Annotated in this window: 12 protein-coding genes and 1 pseudogene; 10 read left to right on the forward strand and 3 right to left on the reverse strand. The window is 71.9% G+C overall.

Going from position 1 to position 17,559, the window contains the following annotated elements; genetic code table 11:
* Positions 1-106: 106 nt before the first annotated feature.
* The 5 genes and pseudogenes from AB0B89_RS06300 to AB0B89_RS06320 all read left to right on the forward strand — a co-directional run.
* A complete protein-coding gene (locus AB0B89_RS06300; RefSeq protein ID WP_358548950.1) occupies positions 107-874 on the forward strand; it encodes an aminoglycoside phosphotransferase family protein in 768 nt (255 codons plus the stop codon).
* A gap of 131 nt (positions 875-1,005) precedes the next feature.
* Positions 1,006-2,100: a 4-carboxymuconolactone decarboxylase gene (pcaC, locus tag AB0B89_RS06305; protein ID WP_358548952.1), complete on the forward strand. Its 1,095-nt coding sequence runs from the start codon at positions 1,006-1,008 to the stop codon at positions 2,098-2,100.
* Between the two features lie 331 nt (positions 2,101-2,431).
* Complete coding sequence (locus tag AB0B89_RS06310; RefSeq protein WP_358548954.1) at positions 2,432-2,635, forward strand: cold-shock protein; 204 nt, start codon at positions 2,432-2,434, stop codon at positions 2,633-2,635.
* 125 nt (positions 2,636-2,760) lie between these two features.
* Complete coding sequence (locus AB0B89_RS06315) at positions 2,761-4,521, forward strand: alpha-amylase family protein (protein WP_358548956.1); 1,761 nt, start codon at positions 2,761-2,763, stop codon at positions 4,519-4,521.
* 170 nt (positions 4,522-4,691) lie between these two features.
* Positions 4,692-5,246, forward strand: a pseudogene (locus AB0B89_RS06320) (DUF998 domain-containing protein); the annotation flags it as partial.
* A 98-nt stretch (positions 5,247-5,344) separates the two neighbouring features.
* Here the strand turns inward: AB0B89_RS06320 and AB0B89_RS06325 are convergent.
* Entirely contained in the window at positions 5,345-6,331 is a 987-nt protein-coding gene (locus AB0B89_RS06325; RefSeq protein WP_358548958.1) for a malate dehydrogenase, read from the reverse strand.
* 148 nt (positions 6,332-6,479) lie between these two features.
* Entirely contained in the window at positions 6,480-8,909 is a 2,430-nt protein-coding gene (locus tag AB0B89_RS06330; RefSeq protein ID WP_358548960.1) for a Tex family protein, read from the reverse strand.
* A 150-nt stretch (positions 8,910-9,059) separates the two neighbouring features.
* On the opposite strand from AB0B89_RS06330, the gene AB0B89_RS06335 reads away from it, so the two are divergent.
* Entirely contained in the window at positions 9,060-9,272 is a 213-nt protein-coding gene (locus AB0B89_RS06335) for an SHOCT domain-containing protein (protein WP_358548963.1), read from the forward strand.
* Here the strand turns inward: AB0B89_RS06335 and AB0B89_RS06340 are convergent, their stop codons facing one another.
* The gene (locus AB0B89_RS06340; RefSeq protein ID WP_358548965.1) at positions 9,273-10,793 is read right to left on the reverse strand and encodes a condensation domain-containing protein; all 1,521 of its coding nucleotides are present in this window, start codon (positions 10,791-10,793) and stop codon (positions 9,273-9,275) included.
* 452 nt (positions 10,794-11,245) lie between these two features.
* Here AB0B89_RS06340 and AB0B89_RS06345 point away from each other — a divergent pair, with 452 nt between their 5' ends.
* The 4 genes from AB0B89_RS06345 to AB0B89_RS06360 are packed head-to-tail and all read left to right on the forward strand — an operon-like array spanning position 11,246 to position 17,535.
* Complete coding sequence (locus tag AB0B89_RS06345) at positions 11,246-12,784, forward strand: class I adenylate-forming enzyme family protein (protein ID WP_358548968.1); 1,539 nt, start codon at positions 11,246-11,248, stop codon at positions 12,782-12,784.
* A complete protein-coding gene (locus AB0B89_RS06350; RefSeq protein WP_358548970.1) occupies positions 12,765-15,845 on the forward strand; it encodes an amino acid adenylation domain-containing protein in 3,081 nt (1,026 codons plus the stop codon). The genes AB0B89_RS06345 and AB0B89_RS06350 overlap by 20 nt, the downstream gene beginning before the upstream one ends.
* Positions 15,842-16,171 carry an acyl carrier protein gene (locus tag AB0B89_RS06355; RefSeq protein ID WP_358548973.1) on the forward strand — a complete coding sequence of 110 codons (330 nt, stop codon included), beginning with the start codon at positions 15,842-15,844 and terminating at the stop codon, positions 16,169-16,171. Before AB0B89_RS06350 ends, AB0B89_RS06355 begins: the two co-directional genes overlap by 4 nt.
* On the forward strand, positions 16,168-17,535 hold the full coding sequence (locus AB0B89_RS06360) for a condensation domain-containing protein (protein ID WP_358548975.1): 1,368 nt from the start codon (positions 16,168-16,170) through the stop codon (positions 17,533-17,535). Before AB0B89_RS06355 ends, AB0B89_RS06360 begins: the two co-directional genes overlap by 4 nt.
* The last annotated feature ends 24 nt before the right edge of the window (positions 17,536-17,559 follow it).

Here is a 17,559-nt window from a genome sequence, read left to right on the forward strand (position 1 = left end):
GTCATGGCCCTGGCCGCCAGAGTCTGGGCCCCCATCGGGCACAGCCTGCGCGGCAAGGAGTGGATCCAGTACGACAACCGCTTCGATCAAGCTCCGCGACGAGATCGTGGTCCGCATCGCCACCGCGCCGGACGCCCTCACGCGCCTGCCCGTCGTGCTGGCCGTGGCCCGGTGGCTCGCCGACCAGGGATTCCCGACGGTCCGCCCGGCCGACGAGCTGTGCGACCAGCCCTTGGTGTACGAGGGGCGCGTGGTGACCTTCTGGCACTACGTTCCCGCGAGCGGGAGGCCGACGACCACGCAGCTCGGCGACATCCTGCGCAGCCTCCACCGGCTGCCGGTGCCGCCGTTCCCGTTGAAGCGGCTCTCTGACCCGCTGGCGGAGGTGCGCGACTCGGTGGAGCACCGCAAGGAGGTGCTGACGCCGTGCCAGCGGGCCTGGCTGCGCGACCGCGTGGCCGAGCTGACCACCCGGTGGGCGGAGCTGGACACGGCCGAGCCTCCGGTGCTGCTGCACGGGGACGCGTGGATCGACAACCTGCTGCGCTGCCAGGACGGCCACGCCGTGCTCTGCGACTGGGACGGCGTCGCCGTGGGCCCCCGTGAGTGGGATCTCGTGCACACCTACCACGGGCAGCGGCGGTTCGGGCTGACGGCGGCGGACGTCGACGACTTCGCCGGGGCCTACGGTTCCGACCTGCGCGCGTGGCACGGCTACCCGACGCTCATGGAGATCAGGGACATGTACGCCGTCGGCATCCACATCCGCAACGCGACCCGGGATCCGTTCTCCCGCAAGGAGCTGCCGCGCCGGCTCGACTCGCTCACGCGCGGTGACGGACAGGCCCGCTGGTACCTCGCGGAACCCGCCTGATCGTAGCCAGGCAAAATAGGTGGTGTCGCCCGTCGACGCCGGTTCCGATCAGGCAGAGAAGGCCTGAGGCGTATCGCGCGAGCGTGTGAGCACGAGGAGTGATCGGTCGGTCGCGGACGAGGGGAGGCGGCGTGGAACTGCGCTACGAGGTGACCGGGCCCGACGACGGCCCGCTGCTGGTGCTCGGGCCTTCGCTCGGCACCACGAGGCACCTGTGGGAGGCCCAGGTGGCCGAGCTGAGCCGTTCGTGGCGGGTGCTCCGCTACGACCTGCCGGGACACGGCGCCTCTCCCGCCGCCAAGGGCGAGTTCTCCATCGAGGACCTGGCGAGGGACGTCCTCGCGCTCGCGGACACCGAGCGGTTCGCGGTGGGCGGGGTGTCCATCGGCGGGGCGGTCGCGATGACGGTCGCGGCGCTGGCCCCCGAGCGGATCTCCGACCTCGTGCTCTGCTGCACCTCGGCGCGGTTCGGGGACCCGGGGCCGTGGCACGAGCGGGCGGCACGCGTACGCGCCGAGGGCATGGCGTGGCTGGCGGGCCTGGTGACCGCCCGGTGGTTCACGCTCGGGGTCGACCCGGAGCTGGCCGAGCCGGTGCAGACGACGCTGCTCGGCGCCGACCCGGAGTCCTACGCGCTCGCCTGCGAGGCGATCGCCGCCTTCGACCTGCGCGACCGGCTGCCGCGGATCACGGCGCGGACCCTGGTGATCGCGGGCGACCAGGACCCGACGACCCCCGTGGAGCACGCCGAGATCCTGGTCGAGGGCATTCCCAGCGCGCGCCTGGTCGTGGTCGCCGAGGCGGCCCACCTGGCCAACCTGGAGCACGCGGACGTCGTGTCCGGGCTGATGTCGCGGTTCCTCGGCCACGGCAGGGGCATCAAGGTGCGGCGCGAGGTGCTCGGCGACGTCCACGTCGAGGGGACCCTGGCCGCCGCCACCGACTTCACGGCCGACTTCCAGGACTTCGTCACCCGGTACGCGTGGGGGGAGATCTGGACGCGGCCCGGCCTCGACCGCAGGACGCGGAGCTGCGTCACGCTCACGGCGCTGGTCGCCCACGGCCACCTGGACGAGCTGGCCATGCACGTGCGGGCGGCGCTGCGCAACGGGCTGACGCCAGACGAGATCAAGGAAGTGCTGCTCCAGACGGCCATCTACTGCGGGGTGCCCGCGGCGAACGCGGCCTTCGCCGTCGCCCAGCGGGTGCTCCGGGAGGACGCCTGAGCACGCCCGGACGCCTCGCGGTTCGATCCCCTCCACGTCACTCTATGTAGTGAAATATCGGTATTTTCTGTGGTCTCCCAGGTGCATATGTGCGAGCGGCGCGCGACACGCGTGATTCGTTTGTGATTCGGCGGGACAGCCGGTAGGGTCGACCGTGTTGCAGTCGTAGTTTCCTCGAACGTCTTTTCCTTAAAAGCGCCCGCGGGAAGTTTCCTGACAGCGGTCGTTCTGCTTCTTCAGCGGTTTCGTGGATGCAGGGTATGGTCCGCTACGCAGCCCCGTTCCGCCGACCTGGCGTTACGGTGAAGGCTCCTAACAAGGAGAAGCAGAGTTGTCTGAAGGCACCGTCAAGTGGTTCAACGCCGAAAAGGGCTTTGGCTTCATCGCTCCGGACGACGGTACTGCCGATGTGTTCGTGCACTACTCGGCGATCACCTCCGGTGGCTACCGCAGCCTGGATGAGAACCAGCGAGTCACCTACGTGACCGTGCAGGGGGCCAAGGGCCCGCAGGCCGAGCAGGTTACCGTCATCTGACGACAGCCTTTCTCATCTGGGCCCGTACCGCATCACCGGTACGGGCCCTAAGCTTTTACCTGACCTCTCGCCCCCGGCTCGGCCGTGGCAGATAGTTTGCCGTCCCTTGGGGTAGAGGCGGGCGGGTGAGACTCACCCATACCTCAGACCTGTGGTGGAAGAACGCCGTCGTCTACTGCCTCGACGTCGAGACCTACGCCGACGGCGACGGCGACGGCATCGGCGACTTCCGCGGCGCCACCGAGCACATCGACCACCTCGAACGGCTCGGAGTGACGTGCGTCTGGCTGATGCCGTTCTTCCCGAGCCCCGACCGTGACGACGGATACGACATCACGGACTTCTACAGCGTGGACCCCCGGCTGGGCACGCTCGGGGAGTTCGTCGAGTTCATGCGCACGGCGCGTGACCGAGGGATCCGCGTCATCGCCGACCTGGTCGTCAACCACACCTCCGACGAGCACCCGTGGTTCAAGGACGCGAGGTCGAGCCGCGACTCGCGCTACCGCGACTGGTACATCTGGTCCGACACCCCCGAGCCGGACGACCCCAAGGGCGTGGTCTTCCCCGACAAGGAGAAGAGCCTCTGGGAGTACGACAAAGGCAGTGAGCAGTACTACTACCACCGCTTCTACCGCTTCCAGCCCGACCTCAACGTCGCCAATCCCGAGGTGCGCGACGAGATCGCGAGGATCCTCGGGTTCTGGATGGAGCTCGGGCTCTCCGGGTTCCGCGTCGACGCCGTCCCGTTCCTGGTGGAGGACGTCTCCAAGAAGGAGGACGCCGCCAAGGGGCGATCGGCGAAGAAGAAGGACGCCGGGAAGCCGGCGAGCCAGGGGCAGGACGGCAAGCTTCCCGACGTACACGAATTCCTGCGTGACATGCGGGCGTTCATGAACCGCAGGGACGGCAGTGCCGTGCTCCTCGGCGAGGTCAACCTCGAATACCCCGACCTGCTGAAGTACTTCGGCAACGATCTCGGCGACGAGGTCACGATGTGCTTCGACTTCATCGGCATGCAGCGCATGTACCTCGCGCTCGCCCGAGCCGAGGCGGGCCCGCTCGCCGACTCCCTCAGGGAACGCCCGGCGCCCCCGAGGGACAGCCACTGGGCCACGTTCGTCCGCAACCACGACGAGCTCACGCTGGACAAGCTGACCGAGGCGGAACGCCAGGAGGTCTTCGCGGCCTTCGGACCCGACAAGGACATGCAGCTGTACGGCAGAGGGCTGCGACGCCGGCTCCCGCCCATGCTCGGCGGCGACCAGCGCAGGATCAAGATGGTCTACAGCCTGCTCTTCTCCCTGCCGGGCACGCCCGTGCTCTTCTACGGCGAGGAGATCGGCATGGGGGAGAACCTGAAGGTCGCGGGCCGTGAGGCCGTACGGACGCCGATGCAGTGGACGCCCCACAGGAACGGCGGCTTCTCCACCGCCGACCCGAAGTCGTTCCGCAATCCCCTGGTCGAGGGCAAGTACGGCCCCGAGCGCGTCAACGTCAGCGCCCAGCGCCGTGATCCTGACTCCCTGCTCATGTGGATCACCAAGCTGGTCGAGCAGTACCGGGGGTGCCCGGAGCTGGCCTGGGGGGACTACACGGTGCTGGACACGGGGGAGCCGTCCGTGCTGGCCCATCGCGCGGACCTCGACGGGGAGACCGTGGTCGCCCTGCACAACTTCGCCGGCCAGGAGGTCTCCTTCGAGCTCACCCTCGACGGCCTCGACGACGGCCGGGTGCTGACCGACCTGCTCGTCGACGGGACCGAGAAGATCTCCGCGGACGGCCGGGTGAAGATCGACCTGGACCCGTACGCCTGCCGCTGGCTGCGCGCCTCCGAGCCCGAGCTGGCCCCCGCCGACTCCGCGGACGTGGCCGGGAGCCGGTGAGCGCCGACCGGGTCCGCTCCGGGGTCGTCTCCCCTGGTGAGATGCGCTCGACCCTGATCTGAGGCCGCTTCCGGGCAGGCCGGCGTCGGGGTCGGCTCGGGGGCGCTCCAGGGCTCGATCCGGCCGATCTCCGATGCCTGTGTGTCATGCCGGCCGACAAAGTCACGTGTATGACGAATCGTTTGACGGCCGGCGGGTTCGCAGCCCTCGCGGGGGGCGCCGCTTCCATGGTCGCCCTCCATGTGAGCTCCGACCTGGACCCGCTCCGAGGCATGATCAGCGAGTACGCCTTCCATCCCCACGGGTGGCTGCTGGCGGCCTCGCTGACGCTGTTCGCCGTGGGCTCCGCGCTGTTCGCCATCGAGATGTCGCGGCAGGGGGCCGAGCGCGCCACCGTGGCGCTGGTGGGTGCGTGGGGCTGTTGCATGTTGATGATCGCGGCGTTTCCCACGGACCGGCCGGGGATGTCGCTGTCGATGTCGGGGGGCATCCACAGGTACGCCGCCTTCGCCGCCTTCGTGGCCATGCCCGCCGCGGGGCTGGTGGTGGCCTCCCGCGAGGGCGGGCGGGCCCGCCTGCTGCGATGGCTGAGCCTGGCCGCCACGTGCTTCCTGGTCCTGGTGCTGCTGCCCTATGCCGTGCGGATGTTCGGGGCCGACCCCGGCGCCGTCCCCGCCGGGCTGACGCAGCGGCTGGTGGTGGTCACCGAGGTCGTGATCCTCGCCCTGATCGGGCTGTCGGCCGCCGTGGGCCGCGATGGCGGACGCGGTGCCGCCCCGGGATCGGAGCGGATCCCGGGGCACGGCTCCGATGGCCTCGGCCGTCAGATCAGCCCGAGCTGCCTGACCGCGTCGCGCTCCTCGCCCAGCTCGCCCACCGAGGCGTCGACGCGCTCGCGCGAGAACTGGTTGAGAGAGACGCCCTGGACGATCTCCCAGCGGCCCCCGCGGGAGACGGCGGGGAACGACGAGATCAGGCCCTCGGGCACGCCGTACGAGCCGTCGGACGGGAGCGCCACGGAGGTCCAGTCACCCTCGGGGGTGCCGTTCACCCAGTCGTGGACGTGGTCGATGGCCGCGTTCGCCGCCGAGGCCGCCGAGGACGCGCCGCGCGCCTCGATGATCGCGGCGCCGCGCTTGGCGACCGTGGGGATGAACGTGTCGCGCAGCCATCCCTCGTCGACCTGCTCGGCCGCGATCTTGCCGTTGACCTCGGCGTTGTAGAGGTCGGGGTACTGCGTGGCGGAGTGGTTGCCCCAGATGGTCATCTTGGTGATGGCCGTCACGGGGACGTCCAGCTTGGCGGCGAGCTGCGAGAGCGCGCGGTTGTGGTCGAGCCGGGTCATCGCGGTGAACCGCTCGGCGGGGACGTCGGGCGCGTGCTGCTGCGCGATCAGCGCGTTGGTGTTGGCGGGGTTGCCCACGACCAGGACGCGCACGTCGTCGGCCGCGTGGTCGTTGATCGCCTTGCCCTGCGGCCCGAAGATGCCGCCGTTGGCCTGGAGCAGGTCGCCGCGCTCCATGCCGGCGGTGCGCGGGCGGGCGCCCACCAGGAGCGCGACGTTGGCGCCCTCGAAGGCCGCGTTGGCGTCGTCGCTGATGTCGATGCCCTGGAGCAGCGGGAACGCGCAGTCGTCGAGCTCCATGGCCGTGCCCTCGGCGGCCTTGACGGCCTGCGGGATCTCCAGAAGGCTCAGCCGCACCGGCACGTCCGGGCCGAGCAGGTGGCCTGAGGCGATGCGGAAGAGCAGCGCGTAGCCGATCTGGCCGGCGGCGCCGGTGACGGTGACCTTGACGGGAGCCTGCGTCATGACGTTCCCCTACGTGGGCGGTTGACGGTTTACGAACAGCCGAAGGGTATCCGTTCGATTCATCGCCTTCCGAACGCAGGTCCTCCCTGCGGCCTCGGAGACCGTGCCGGGCGCGGCTCGCAGGCGCCCGGCACGGTCGCTGATCGGGTTACTTGAGGCCCTTGTCGAGGCCGGCCTTGCGGAGGGCCTCCGCGAGCGCGCCGCCGCCGCTCGAACCGCCCCGGTCCTGCCGGGGCTGGCCTCCGCCGCCGCGCTGGCCCGGCCCCGGCTTCTTGCCGCCCCTGCGGTCGGCGTCCCCCGCCTGGGCGTTCCGGCCTCCGGCACGGCCCGCGGGCTGCCCGCCGCCCCGGCCCCCGGCCTGGTCGCCCGTACGGCCCGCGGCCTGGTCGCCCGTACGGCCCGTGGCCTCGTCGTCGAGGCGGAGGGTGAGGGAGATGCGCTTGCGGGGGATGTCGACGTCGAGCACCTTCACCCGCACGATGTCGCCCGGCTTCACGACCTCACGCGGGTCCTTCACGAAGGTCCTGGACATGGCGGACACGTGGACGAGGCCGTCCTGGTGCACGCCGACGTCGACGAAGGCGCCGAAGGCGGCGACGTTGGTGACGACGCCCTCCAGCAGCATGCCGGGCGAAAGGTCGGAGATCTTGTCCACGCCCTCCTTGAAGGTCGCGGCCTTGAAGGCGGGTCGCGGGTCGCGGCCCGGCTTCTCCAGCTCCTTGAGGATGTCGGTGACGGTCGGCAGGCCGAAGGTGTCGTCGGCGAAGTCGGCGGGCCGGAGCGAGCGCAGCACGGCGCCGTTGCCGATCAGGGTCTTCAGGTCGCCGCCGGCCGCGCTGATGATGCGCCGCACCACCGGGTACGCCTCGGGGTGCACGCTGGAGGAGTCGAGGGGGTCGTCCCCGCCGGGGATGCGCAGGAAGCCGGCGCACTGCTCGAACGCCTTCGGGCCGAGCCGGGGCACGTCCTTGAGCGCGCGGCGCGACCGGAAGGGCCCGTTGGCGTCGCGGTGCAGCACGATGTTCTCGGCGAGCCCGGAGCCGATGCCCGAGACGCGGGTCAGCAGCGGCGCGGAGGCGGTGTTGACGTCGACGCCGACGGCGTTCACGCAGTCTTCCACGACGGCGTCGAGCGAGCGTGAGAGCTTGGTCTCCGACAGGTCGTGCTGGTACTGCCCGACGCCGATCGACTTGGGATCGATCTTGACCAGCTCGGCCAGGGGATCCTGGAGCCTGCGGGCGATGGACACCGCGCCGCGCAGCGACACGTCGAGGCCGGGTAGCTCCTGCGAGGCGTAGGCGGAGGCCGAGTAGACCGAGGCCCCGGCCTCCGAGACGACGATCTTGGTGAGCTTGAGGTCGGGCTGCTGCTTGATGAGGTCGCCGGCGAGCTTGTCGGTCTCGCGCGAGGCGGTGCCGTTGCCGATCGCGATCAGCTCGACGTGGTGCTCGCGGGCCAGGCGAGCGAGGACGGCGATCGACTCGTCCCAGCGGCGTCTCGGCTCGTGCGGGTAGATCGTCTCGGTGGCGACGACCTTGCCGGTCGTGTCCACGACGGCGACCTTCACGCCCGTACGGAGGCCGGGGTCGAGGCCCATTGTCGGGCGGGTGCCCGCGGGCGCGGCGAGCAGCAGGTCGCGCAGGTTGGTGGCGAACACGCGCACCGCCTCCTCCTCGGCGGCCTGCCACAGGCGCATGCGCAGGTCGATGCCGAGGTGGACGAGGACGCGGGTGCGCCAGGCCCAGCGCACGGTGTCGAGCAGCCAGCGGTCGGCGGGCCTGCCCCGGTCGGCGACGTCGAAGCGCCGCGCGATGCGCTGCTCGTAGGTGCTCGGGCCGTCCTCGGCGGGCGCCTCCTCGGGCTCCAGCGTGAGGGTGAGGACCTCCTCCTTCTCGCCACGGAACATCGCGAGGATGCGGTGGGAGGGCAGCTTGGTGAAGGGCTCCGCGAAGTCGAAGTAGTCGGAGAACTTGGCGCCCGCCTCCTGCTTGTCGTCCCTGACCCGGGCCACCAGGCGGCCACGCGACCACATCTGCTCGCGCAGGCCGCCGATGAGGTCGGCGTCCTCGGCGAAGCGCTCGATCAGGATGGCCCGCGCGCCCTCCAGCGCGGCGGCGGCGTCCGCGACGCCCTTCTCCGCGTCGACGAAGGCGGCGGCTGCCGCCTGCGGGTCGACCGAGGGGTCGGCGAGCAGCCCGTCGGCCAGCGGCTCCAGCCCCGCCTCACGGGCGATCTGCGCCTTGGTGCGGCGCTTGGGCTTGTAAGGGAGGTAGATGTCCTCCAGGCGCGCCTTGGAGTCGGCGGCCATGATCTGCGCTTCGAGCGCCTCGTCGAGCTTGCCCTGGGAGCGGATCGACTCCAGGATCGCCGTGCGCCGCTCCTCCAGCTCACGCAGGTAGCGCAACCGGTCTTCGAGCGTGCGCAGCTGCGCGTCGTCGAGCATCTCGGTCGCTTCCTTGCGGTAGCGGGCGATGAACGGCACGGTGGCGCCGCCGTCGAGCAGCTCGACGGCGGCCTTCACCTGGCGCTCACGCACGCCGAGCTCCTCGGCGATCTGCTGATGAATGGAGATCGTCACGATCCTGATCCGCCTTCGCTTGAGGTTCGGGGACGATTGTGCATGCTCCGCACACCGATTGTCGCGCGGAGAGGCCCCGGCTAAGGTCGGCGAAGCTGCGAGAATGGGAGCGCGCGAGGGCCCCGAGATCGCAGGGAATGGGAGGTTGGCGTGAAAACCCTGCTGCTGCTCTTCGGGCTGATCATCATCGTCTCCTGCGTGCTCGTGCTGGTGCGCACCTGGACCTGGACCCCGCAGAGGCGTACGGCGGAGCCGCCCGCCGCCGACAATCCCAAGGAGATCCTCAAGCGGCGCTACGCCGCCGGGGAGATCGACGAGGACGAGTACCTCCGGCGCATGTCCGGCATCTCCCAAGACTGGTAGCTAGGCGCGCGTGATCTCCTCGCGCTCGTCCGGCGGCAGGAACGACAGCCGCGAGACCCGCTCGGCGGGATCCGCCACGACCGACCTCAGCACCCTCTCGTAGCGGCGGGCCAGGCGGGCGATGGCCGGGGCGTCGAACAGGTCGGTGTTGTAGGTGAACGCGGCGAACAGGCCCTCGGCGTCACGGGTGACGTCCACCGACAGGTCCATCTTGCTGTACCGGAAGCCCGGGTCGAAGGGCTCCACCTCAAGGCCGCCGAGCGCCAGCCGCCCGTGCCCGGTGTCGGCCTGGTTCTGCTGGATGAACATCGTCTGGAACAGCGGGGTGCGGCTGAGGTCCCGGGGGATCCGCAGCTCCGGCAGCAGCCGCTCGAACGGCACCGCCTGGTGGCCGTAGGCGCCCAGCGCGTCCTTGCGCACCCTGCGCAGGAGGTCGGCGAACGAAGGGTCCCCGTCGAGGTCGGCGCGGAGCACCAGCGTGCTGGAGAAGAACCCGATCACGGGCTCCAGGTCCGGATCGGCGCGGCCGGCGATCGAGGTCCCGACGGCGAAGCCGGCCTGGCCGGTGTGGCGGCAGAGCAGCACCTCGTAGGCGGCGAGCAGGGTCATGAACGGCGTGCAGCGATGCGCGCGTGCGACCCGCTCGACGCCTTCGGCCACCTCAAGGGGTACCCGCAGGACGTGGACGTCGCCACGCGAGGTCCTCACCGCCGGCCGAGGCCGGTCGGCCGGCAGGTCGAGCGTGGGCAGCCCCGCGAGCCGTTCCTTCCAGTACGCCAGACCGGCCGCCTCGTCGTCGCGAGGAGCGCGCACGTGGTCGGCGTACTGGAGGGGGAGTTCCGGCAGCGGCGACGGCAGGCCCTCGCGGAAGGCCTCGTACAGCGTGGCCAGCTCGCGGTAGAGCACGGTGAGCGACCATCCGTCGGCCACGATGTGATGGACGACCAGGCAGAGCACGTGTTCCCGGGCGGACAGGCGGATCAGGGAGACCCGCAGCAGCGGCGCCCGGCCGAGGTCGAAGGGCCGGTTCGTCCGCTCGGCCACCAGTTCCCGCGCCCGCCTCTCGCGGTCGGCGGCGGGGAGGGCCGAGAGGTCGAGGTGCTCGACGGGGAGCGGCGTCGCGGGCATCACCTGCTGCACGGGACGCCCCTCGCCGCGAAAGCGGGTGCGAAGCGTGCCGTGCCGGGCGACGATCGCGTCCAGCGCGCGACCGAGGGCGCCGGTGTCCAGCGGGCCGCGCAGGCGCTCGGTGACGAAGATGTTGAAAGACGCGTCGGAGGGGTCGAACCGCTGGAGGAACCACACCCGTTCCTGGCCCGCCGACAGCGGGAACTCGTCGATCGGCGGCGCGGCGGCGTCCTCCGGGCCCGGGGCGTCCCGCGGGGCCGGCGCGCCCTCCGCGAGGGGCGGCCGGTAGGCGAGCCGTCGTGCGAGCAGGGCCCGGCGGCTGGACGACAGTGAGACGCCGTCCCCGGGGCCCTCGGGCGTCGATGGTGCGGGCATGGTGAACCCGTCTTTCACACGGTCCGGTTCCTCGTCGGTAGAGGCGGCTCGGGGGTCGGCGGATATGCGGCTATATCGCCTCGGCGGCTGCGCGAGGAAACGCGCATATAGCGGTCTGATCAATGGACCGTACGCTATGAACGGGAAATAGGAATTGTCAACCGCCGACGCTTATCCGCGAAGTGTCCGGCCGCAGGACGTCCGGTGCGAGAACCCCGTGCCCAAGGGGTTTCCGCCGAAGCGGCCTTGACAGGGCGGCGGCGGGGGAAGCAATATGGCAGCGCTCCCAGCCAGGTTTCTCCGTGACCCGAAAAGACCGCGTGACGCGGTGCGAGCCTCGGGGTCCCACTGGCCGGGCGCTTCGGGGAGCCAAACGTTTTATCCAGGGGAAACAGTCGTCCTTTGACGCAAGGCGCGTCGGCCCGGGCGCCGCCGTCGTTTCGCACGCGCCCATTCCTCGGAGGTGCACAGTGCGTGCCGCACAACCGGGCTCGGCTCGCGGCCGGTCCGCCACGCTGACGGTTCCGGGCCTGCTGTCCGCTCGCGCCACGGCCGACCCCGGCGCGGTCGCGCTGACCGTCCACGGCGTCGGCTCGCTGACGTTCGGAGAATGGGACCGCCGCTCGGACGCCGCGGCACGGGGACTGCTCGAACGGGAGCTGCGGCCGGGTGACCGGGTCGGCCTGGTCTTCGGCGAGAACGAGTGGATCGACTACGCGATCGCCTACTGCGCCGCGCAGAGGGCCGGCGGCGTCGCCGTGCCGCTGTCCGCCGGCCTGCCTCCCGCCGAGCTCCACCGGCTCCTGTCGCACAGCTCCGCCGTGTGCGCCGTCCACGGCTCCGGCAGGAGCGTGCCGCCCTCGGGGCTCTGGACGGTGACCCTCCCAGACCTGGCCGGGCCGGACGGACCGGTCACGCCCCCGGGTGCCGGCGTGCCCGTCCAGCCGGGCGATCCCGCCCAGATCCTCTACACCTCGGGCACGACCGGGGAGCCGAAGGGCGTGGTGGCGAGCCACGCGAACCTCACCTTCGGCTGCTCGCGCGACGCCCGCCGCCGCCCGCTGGCCCACTCGCGCCACTTCCTCCACGCCTTCCCTATCGGCACCAACGCGGCGCAGACCATGCTGATCAACACGCTGGACGCCCGTCCGGGCGCGCTGACCCTGCCGCGCTTCACGGCCGCCCGCTTCGCCCGCCTCATCGAGTCCTACCGGGCCGGCACCGTGTTCCTCGTGCCGTCCATGGCGATCGAGCTGCTCAACGCGAAGGTCGCCGAGAAGTACGACCTGTCGAGCGTGCTGCTGCTTGGATCGACGGCGGCGGCGCTGGCCCCGTCCGTCGCCGTCGCGCTGACGGAGGCGTTCCCTCGGGCGACGATCGTGAACTACTACACCTCGACCGAGGCCGCCCCCGCCCAGACGACCATGGTCTTCGATCCCGAGCGCCCTCACTCGGTGGGCCGCCCGGCGTCCGGCGGTTCGCTCATGATCTCGGGCGGTGAGGGCCCCGTCCCGCCGGGGACGGCCGGGGAGGTCTGGCTGCGCTCACCGGCCGCGCCGCGTGGCTACCACCGGGACCGCGACGCCCCCGGCGCGGTGTTCCGCGACGGATGGGTGCGCATGGGCGACATCGGCTACCTGGACGACGACGGGTACCTCTATCTGCTCGACAGGGAGAGCGACATCGTCAAGTCCGGCGCGTTCAAGATCTCGACCCTGCGCGTCGAGGCCGCGCTGCACGAGCACCCGGCGGTGGTCGAGGCCGCCGTGTTCGGGGTGCCGCATCCGGTGATGGGTTCGGCCGTCGCGGCGGCCCTCGTCTGCCGCCACGACACCACACCCGTCGAGCTGCGCGCCTTCCTCACGGGCCGGCTCGCCAACCACGAACTGCCGACCCGATGGACGGTTCTCCCGTCCCTGCCCAAGAACACCGCGGGGAAGGTACTCAAGCGCGAGCTGCGTACCCTCCTCGCCACCCCGGAAGGCGACGATGCAGCGGACTCCCCTTGACACCCATCTCCCCGCCTCGCCCGCCCAGCACGGGATCTGGATCACCGAGCGGACGGGCGCGGCCGGCTCCGCGTACCGCATGCCCCTGGTCATGACGTTCGAGGGCGGCCTCGACGTGGCGGCGATGCGCGACGCGTGTGAGGCCGTCCTGGCCCGCCACCCCCTGCTCGGCACCGTGCCGGCCGAGGTGGACGGGGACCTTCGCCTCGTCCCCGCCGAGGTCCCCCCGTCCGTCGTGCTCGCCGGCCAGTCCGGTGAGGCCGTACGTGCGCACGTCGAGCGGCCCTTCGACCTCACGCGGGGGCCCCTGGCGGGCTTCGCGATCATCACGCTGAGCCCGGTGCGTCACCAGGTCGTCTTCACCGCCCACCACCTGGTCTTCGACGGCATGTCCAAGGACGTCCTGGTACGCGACCTCGCCGCCTGCTACCGGGAGCGCGTCACCGGAACGCCCGCCGGGCTGCCCGAGCTCGCGCACTCCTACGGCGAGCACGTCGAGAGCGAGCGCGAGGAGGTCGCCGCGCTCCGCGACGAGGCCGCCGCCTTCTGGCGGCAGCGCTGGACGGACCCGCCGCAGCCGATCCTGCCCGGCCCCGCGCGCGCCGTACGGGCGGCGGAGCCGGGGCAGGTGATCGAGGTCGTCCTGGACGACATCGCCCCCGCCGCCACCTCCCTCGGGGTGACCGGCTTCGAGTTCCTGCTCGCCTGCCTGCACGCGCTGCTGCGCCGGTACGGCAACGAGCAGGTCGTCGTCGCGGTCGACGTGTCCACCCGGACCCCACAGGCCCGCGACCAGGCGGGCCTGTTCGTGAACGAGCTCCCGGTCGTGACCCGGCCCGCGCTCGACATGCCGTTCGCCGAGTTCGCCCGGTCCGTCCGCGATGAGCTGCGGCAGTTGTACCGGTTCCGCCGGGTGCCCCTCACCCAGGCCGTCGGCGGCCTCTCGCCGCGCGCCGCGCTCGCCCCCGTCTCGCTCAGCTACCGCGAACGCGACCCCGACCCTGTCTTTCCCGGCCTGGACGTCACCGTCGACTGGACGGTGTTCAGCGGCGCCGCCCGCAACACGCTGCACCTCCAGGCGGTCGACTCCTCCGGCGGGCTCGCCCTGGGCTTCCAGTTCAGCCCGGACGCCGTCGCCCCCGGCACCGTGGAGGCGCTCGCGGGCCACCTCCGCACCCTCGTCGACGGCGTCACCGCCGACCCCGGCCTGCGCCTGGCCGACCTGCCGATCCTCACCCCGGACGAGTGGCGGGCGCTTCCCGGGTGGAACGCCACGGACCGGCCCGTACCGGACGTCACCGTGACCCGGCTGTTCGAGGAGCGCGCCAAGGCGACCCCGGACGCCGTCGCCGTCGTCTGCGGCGAGCGCGAGGTGACCTACGCCGAGCTGGACGCGGCGGCCGACCGGCTGGCCGGGCTGCTGCGCGAGCGCGGGACGGGTCCCGGCACGCTGGTCGCGATCCACCTGGAACGCTCGCCGGAGATGGTCGCCGCCGTGCTCGCCGTGCTCAAGGCGGGCGGCGCCTACCTCCCGCTCGACCCGGGGTACCCCGAGGAGCGGCTCGCCTTCGTCCTGCGGGACGCGGGGGCCGCGCTGGTCCTCGGGCGCGAGCGGCTCACCGACCCGCCCTGCGTCACCGGGATCCCGGACCTCCCCTGGGGGACGGTCCCGGTGCTGGAGCTCGGCGATCTGGCGTCGTGGCCCGTCGCGGCCGTACGGCCCGAGCCCCCTGCGCCCGGCGACCTCGCGTACGTCATCTACACCTCCGGGTCCACCGGCCGCCCCAAGGGCGTCGAGGTGGAGCACCGCTCGCTGACCAACCTGCTGCTGGCGATGCGCGACGAGCTCGGGGCGGGCGACGGCGACGTGTGGCTCGGGCTGACCACCCTGGCGTTCGACATCTCGGCGCTGGAGCTCCTGCTGCCGCTCATCACGGGCGGGCGGGTCGTCGTCGTGCCGGAGGCGAGCACGAGGGACGGCGCCGCGCTGCGCCGTCTGATCAGGGACCGTTCCGTCTCCCACGTCCAGGCGACCCCGTCGAGCTGGCGGCTCCTGCTGGACGCGGGCCTGGACGAGCCGGGCCTCGTTGCCCTCAGCGGAGGCGAACCCCTGCCGCTGCCGCTGGCACGCGAGCTTCGCGGACGGGTGGGCCGCCTGGTGAACGTGTACGGCCCGACCGAGACCACGGTGTGGTCGGCGATCGCCGAGATCCCCGAGGAGCCGGACGAGGTCACGATCGGCGTCCCGCTCGCCAACACCCGCGTCCACCTCCTCGGCGAGCGGCTGGCGCCCGTACCGGCGGGGGTGCCGGGCGAGATCTGCGTCGGGGGAGCGGGGGTGGCACGCGGGTACCTGGACCGCCCGGCGCTGACGGCCGAGCGTTTCGTCGCCGACCCGTACGGGCCGCCGGGCTCGCGCCTCTACCGCACAGGGGACCTCGGCAGGAGGCGGCCGGACGGGCTCATCGAGTTCCTCGGCAGGGCGGACGGCCAGGTCAAGATCCGCGGGCACCGCGTGGAGTTGGGCGAGATCGAGGCCAGGCTGCTCGCGCATCCGCTCGTCGCCGAGGCCGCCGTGGTCCTGCGCCCCGACGACCAGCGCCTGGTCGCCTACGTCGTGCCGAAGACCGGGCCGGACGCGGGCGTCCCGCCGGAGACGGCGGCCCTGCGGGAGCATCTGGCGCGGGGCCTTCCGGGCGTCATGGTGCCGGGAGTCTTCGTCCACCTCGACCGCCTGCCGCTGACACCGGCGCGGAAGCTCGACCGCGCGGCCCTCCCCGATCCGCCCTCGCGAACCGAGGAGGCGTCCCCGCCACCGGCCGAGGCCGATCCCCTGGTCGCCGACGTCACCCGCATCTGGGAGGAGGTGCTGAGGATCGACGGCATCCGCCCGGACGAGGACCTGTTCGACCTCGGCGGCCACTCGCTGACCGTGACGCAGATCGCCGGCCGCATCCGCAAGCACCTCGGCGTGGACGTCGATCTGGACGTCTTCTTCGACAGCCCCACCATCGACGGCGTGGTCGAGGCGATCAGGCTTCTCCGAGCGGAGGCGACATGACGGACGTGACGCGGAACGACCCCGGTGGCGACATGACGGGCGTGACGCGGGACGACCCCGGAGGCGACGCGATGAGGCGGCGCGTCGCCGGCATGGTGGCGGTCGCCTCCGACGGGGAGATCACCTCGGAGGAGGTCCTCCGGTCGGGCGGATCGTTCACGGCGCTCGGCGTGACCTCGCTGACGACCCTGCGGCTGCTCGACGCGATCGAGGAGGAGCTCGGCGTGGAGATCGACCTCGGTGGCGACGTGGACTTCCTCGACTCCCTGGATTCCCTGGTGGGCCACATCCTCGGCGTCCTGTCCGCGCGGCCGGTGAGCGGATGAGGATGGAGTTCGCGTTCGAGGGCGAGCGTTCGGGGACCGCCCCGCTCACCTGGGGCCAGCGGTCGATCTGGCTCGCCATGTGCCGCACGATGCCGAGCGACCACTACTTCAACTTCGGCCGGGTCGTCGCGATCTCACCGCGCCCGCCACAGGACGTGCTGGACGCGCTGGCGAAGCTCGTCGCCCGCCACGAGTCCCTGCGTACGAGGCTCCGCGACGTCGGCGGCGAAGTGTGGCAGGACGTGGCGGGCTCCGGGGTCCTCGAAGCCGAGGTCGTGGAGTCCTCCGCGCCGGACCTCAAGCGGGCCGCCGGCGACCTGCGCGACCGGCTCGCCGGGCCGACCTTCGACTACCGCGCCGAATGGCCGCTGCGGATCGGGCTTGTGACCTGCGAGGGTGACGTCCGCGCCGTGGTGCTCGTCTTCTGCCACCTGGCCGCCGACGGCCACGGCGCCGACGTCGTCGTACGGGACCTGCGGCTGCTCCTGCGCCGGGGAGCCGTTCCCGGACCGCCGCCGCGCCAGCCGCTCGACCTCGCCCGCGAGCAGCACTCGCCCGCCGGCGCGCGCGTCTCCTCCTCGGCGCTGGCCTTCTGGGACCGGGAGTACCGCCGGATCCCGCCCTCCATGTTCGGCACCCCCGCCGGGCCGCCCCTCGCGCCGAGGTTCTGGCGGGTGGCGATGACGTCCAGCGCCATGGACGCCGCCGTACGGGTCATCTCCGGCCGGCACCGCGTGAGCGGGACGACCGCGCTGCTCGCGGGGGCCGCCGCGATGGTGGGCCAGGTGACCGGGCACGAAACGTGCGCCATGCTGCCCGTCGTCGGCAACCGCTTCCACGTGCGCGACCGGGACGTGGTGACGCCGCTCGCGCAGGACGGCCTGTTCGTCCTCGGCCTCGGCGAGGAGACCTTCGAGGGCCTCCTGCGCTCGGCGTGGGCGTCGTCCCTGCGCGCGTACAAGCACACCAGGTTCGACCCGTTGGAGCTGCGGAAGGTCGTCGAGTCCGCGAGCGGCGACCGGGGGACCACGATCCATCCGTACTGCTGCTTCAACGACCAGCGGTTCGCGGAGCAGCCGCGCATCGTGGCCGTCGAGCACGAGGAGGCCGCGACGCGGGCCCTGCTGGACGAGACCACCGTGACCTGGCCCGTCAAGCTCGACCAGCTGAACTGCCGGTTCTGCCTGCACGTGACCGACGAGCCCGCCGGGCTCGGGATCTCCCTCACGGCGGACACGGCCTTCCTCCCGCCCGAGGCCATGGAACGTTACCTGCGCGGCCTTGAGCTCCTGCTCGTGGAGGCGGCCTGCCGGGAGGTCCGGCTCGCGGAACTGCCCGCCCTGATCGGCAAGGTCTCCATCTGACTCCTCGGACGCCGAAGGCCGGGG

The organism is Sphaerisporangium sp. NPDC049002 (genome assembly GCF_040649355.1).
GTDB lineage: Bacteria > Actinomycetota > Actinomycetes > Streptosporangiales > Streptosporangiaceae > Sphaerisporangium.

Coding starts and splice junctions, on each gene's coding strand:
- AB0B89_RS06325 (WP_358548958.1), bottom strand. CDS start 6,331: ATGACGCAGGCTCCCGTCAAGGTCACCGTCACCGGCGCCGCCGGCCAG.
- AB0B89_RS06350 (WP_358548970.1), top strand. CDS start 12,765: ATGCAGCGGACTCCCCTTGACACCCATCTCCCCGCCTCGCCCGCCCAG.
- AB0B89_RS06355 (WP_358548973.1), top strand. CDS start 15,842: ATGACGGACGTGACGCGGAACGACCCCGGTGGCGACATGACGGGCGTG.
- AB0B89_RS06360 (WP_358548975.1), top strand. CDS start 16,168: ATGAGGATGGAGTTCGCGTTCGAGGGCGAGCGTTCGGGGACCGCCCCG.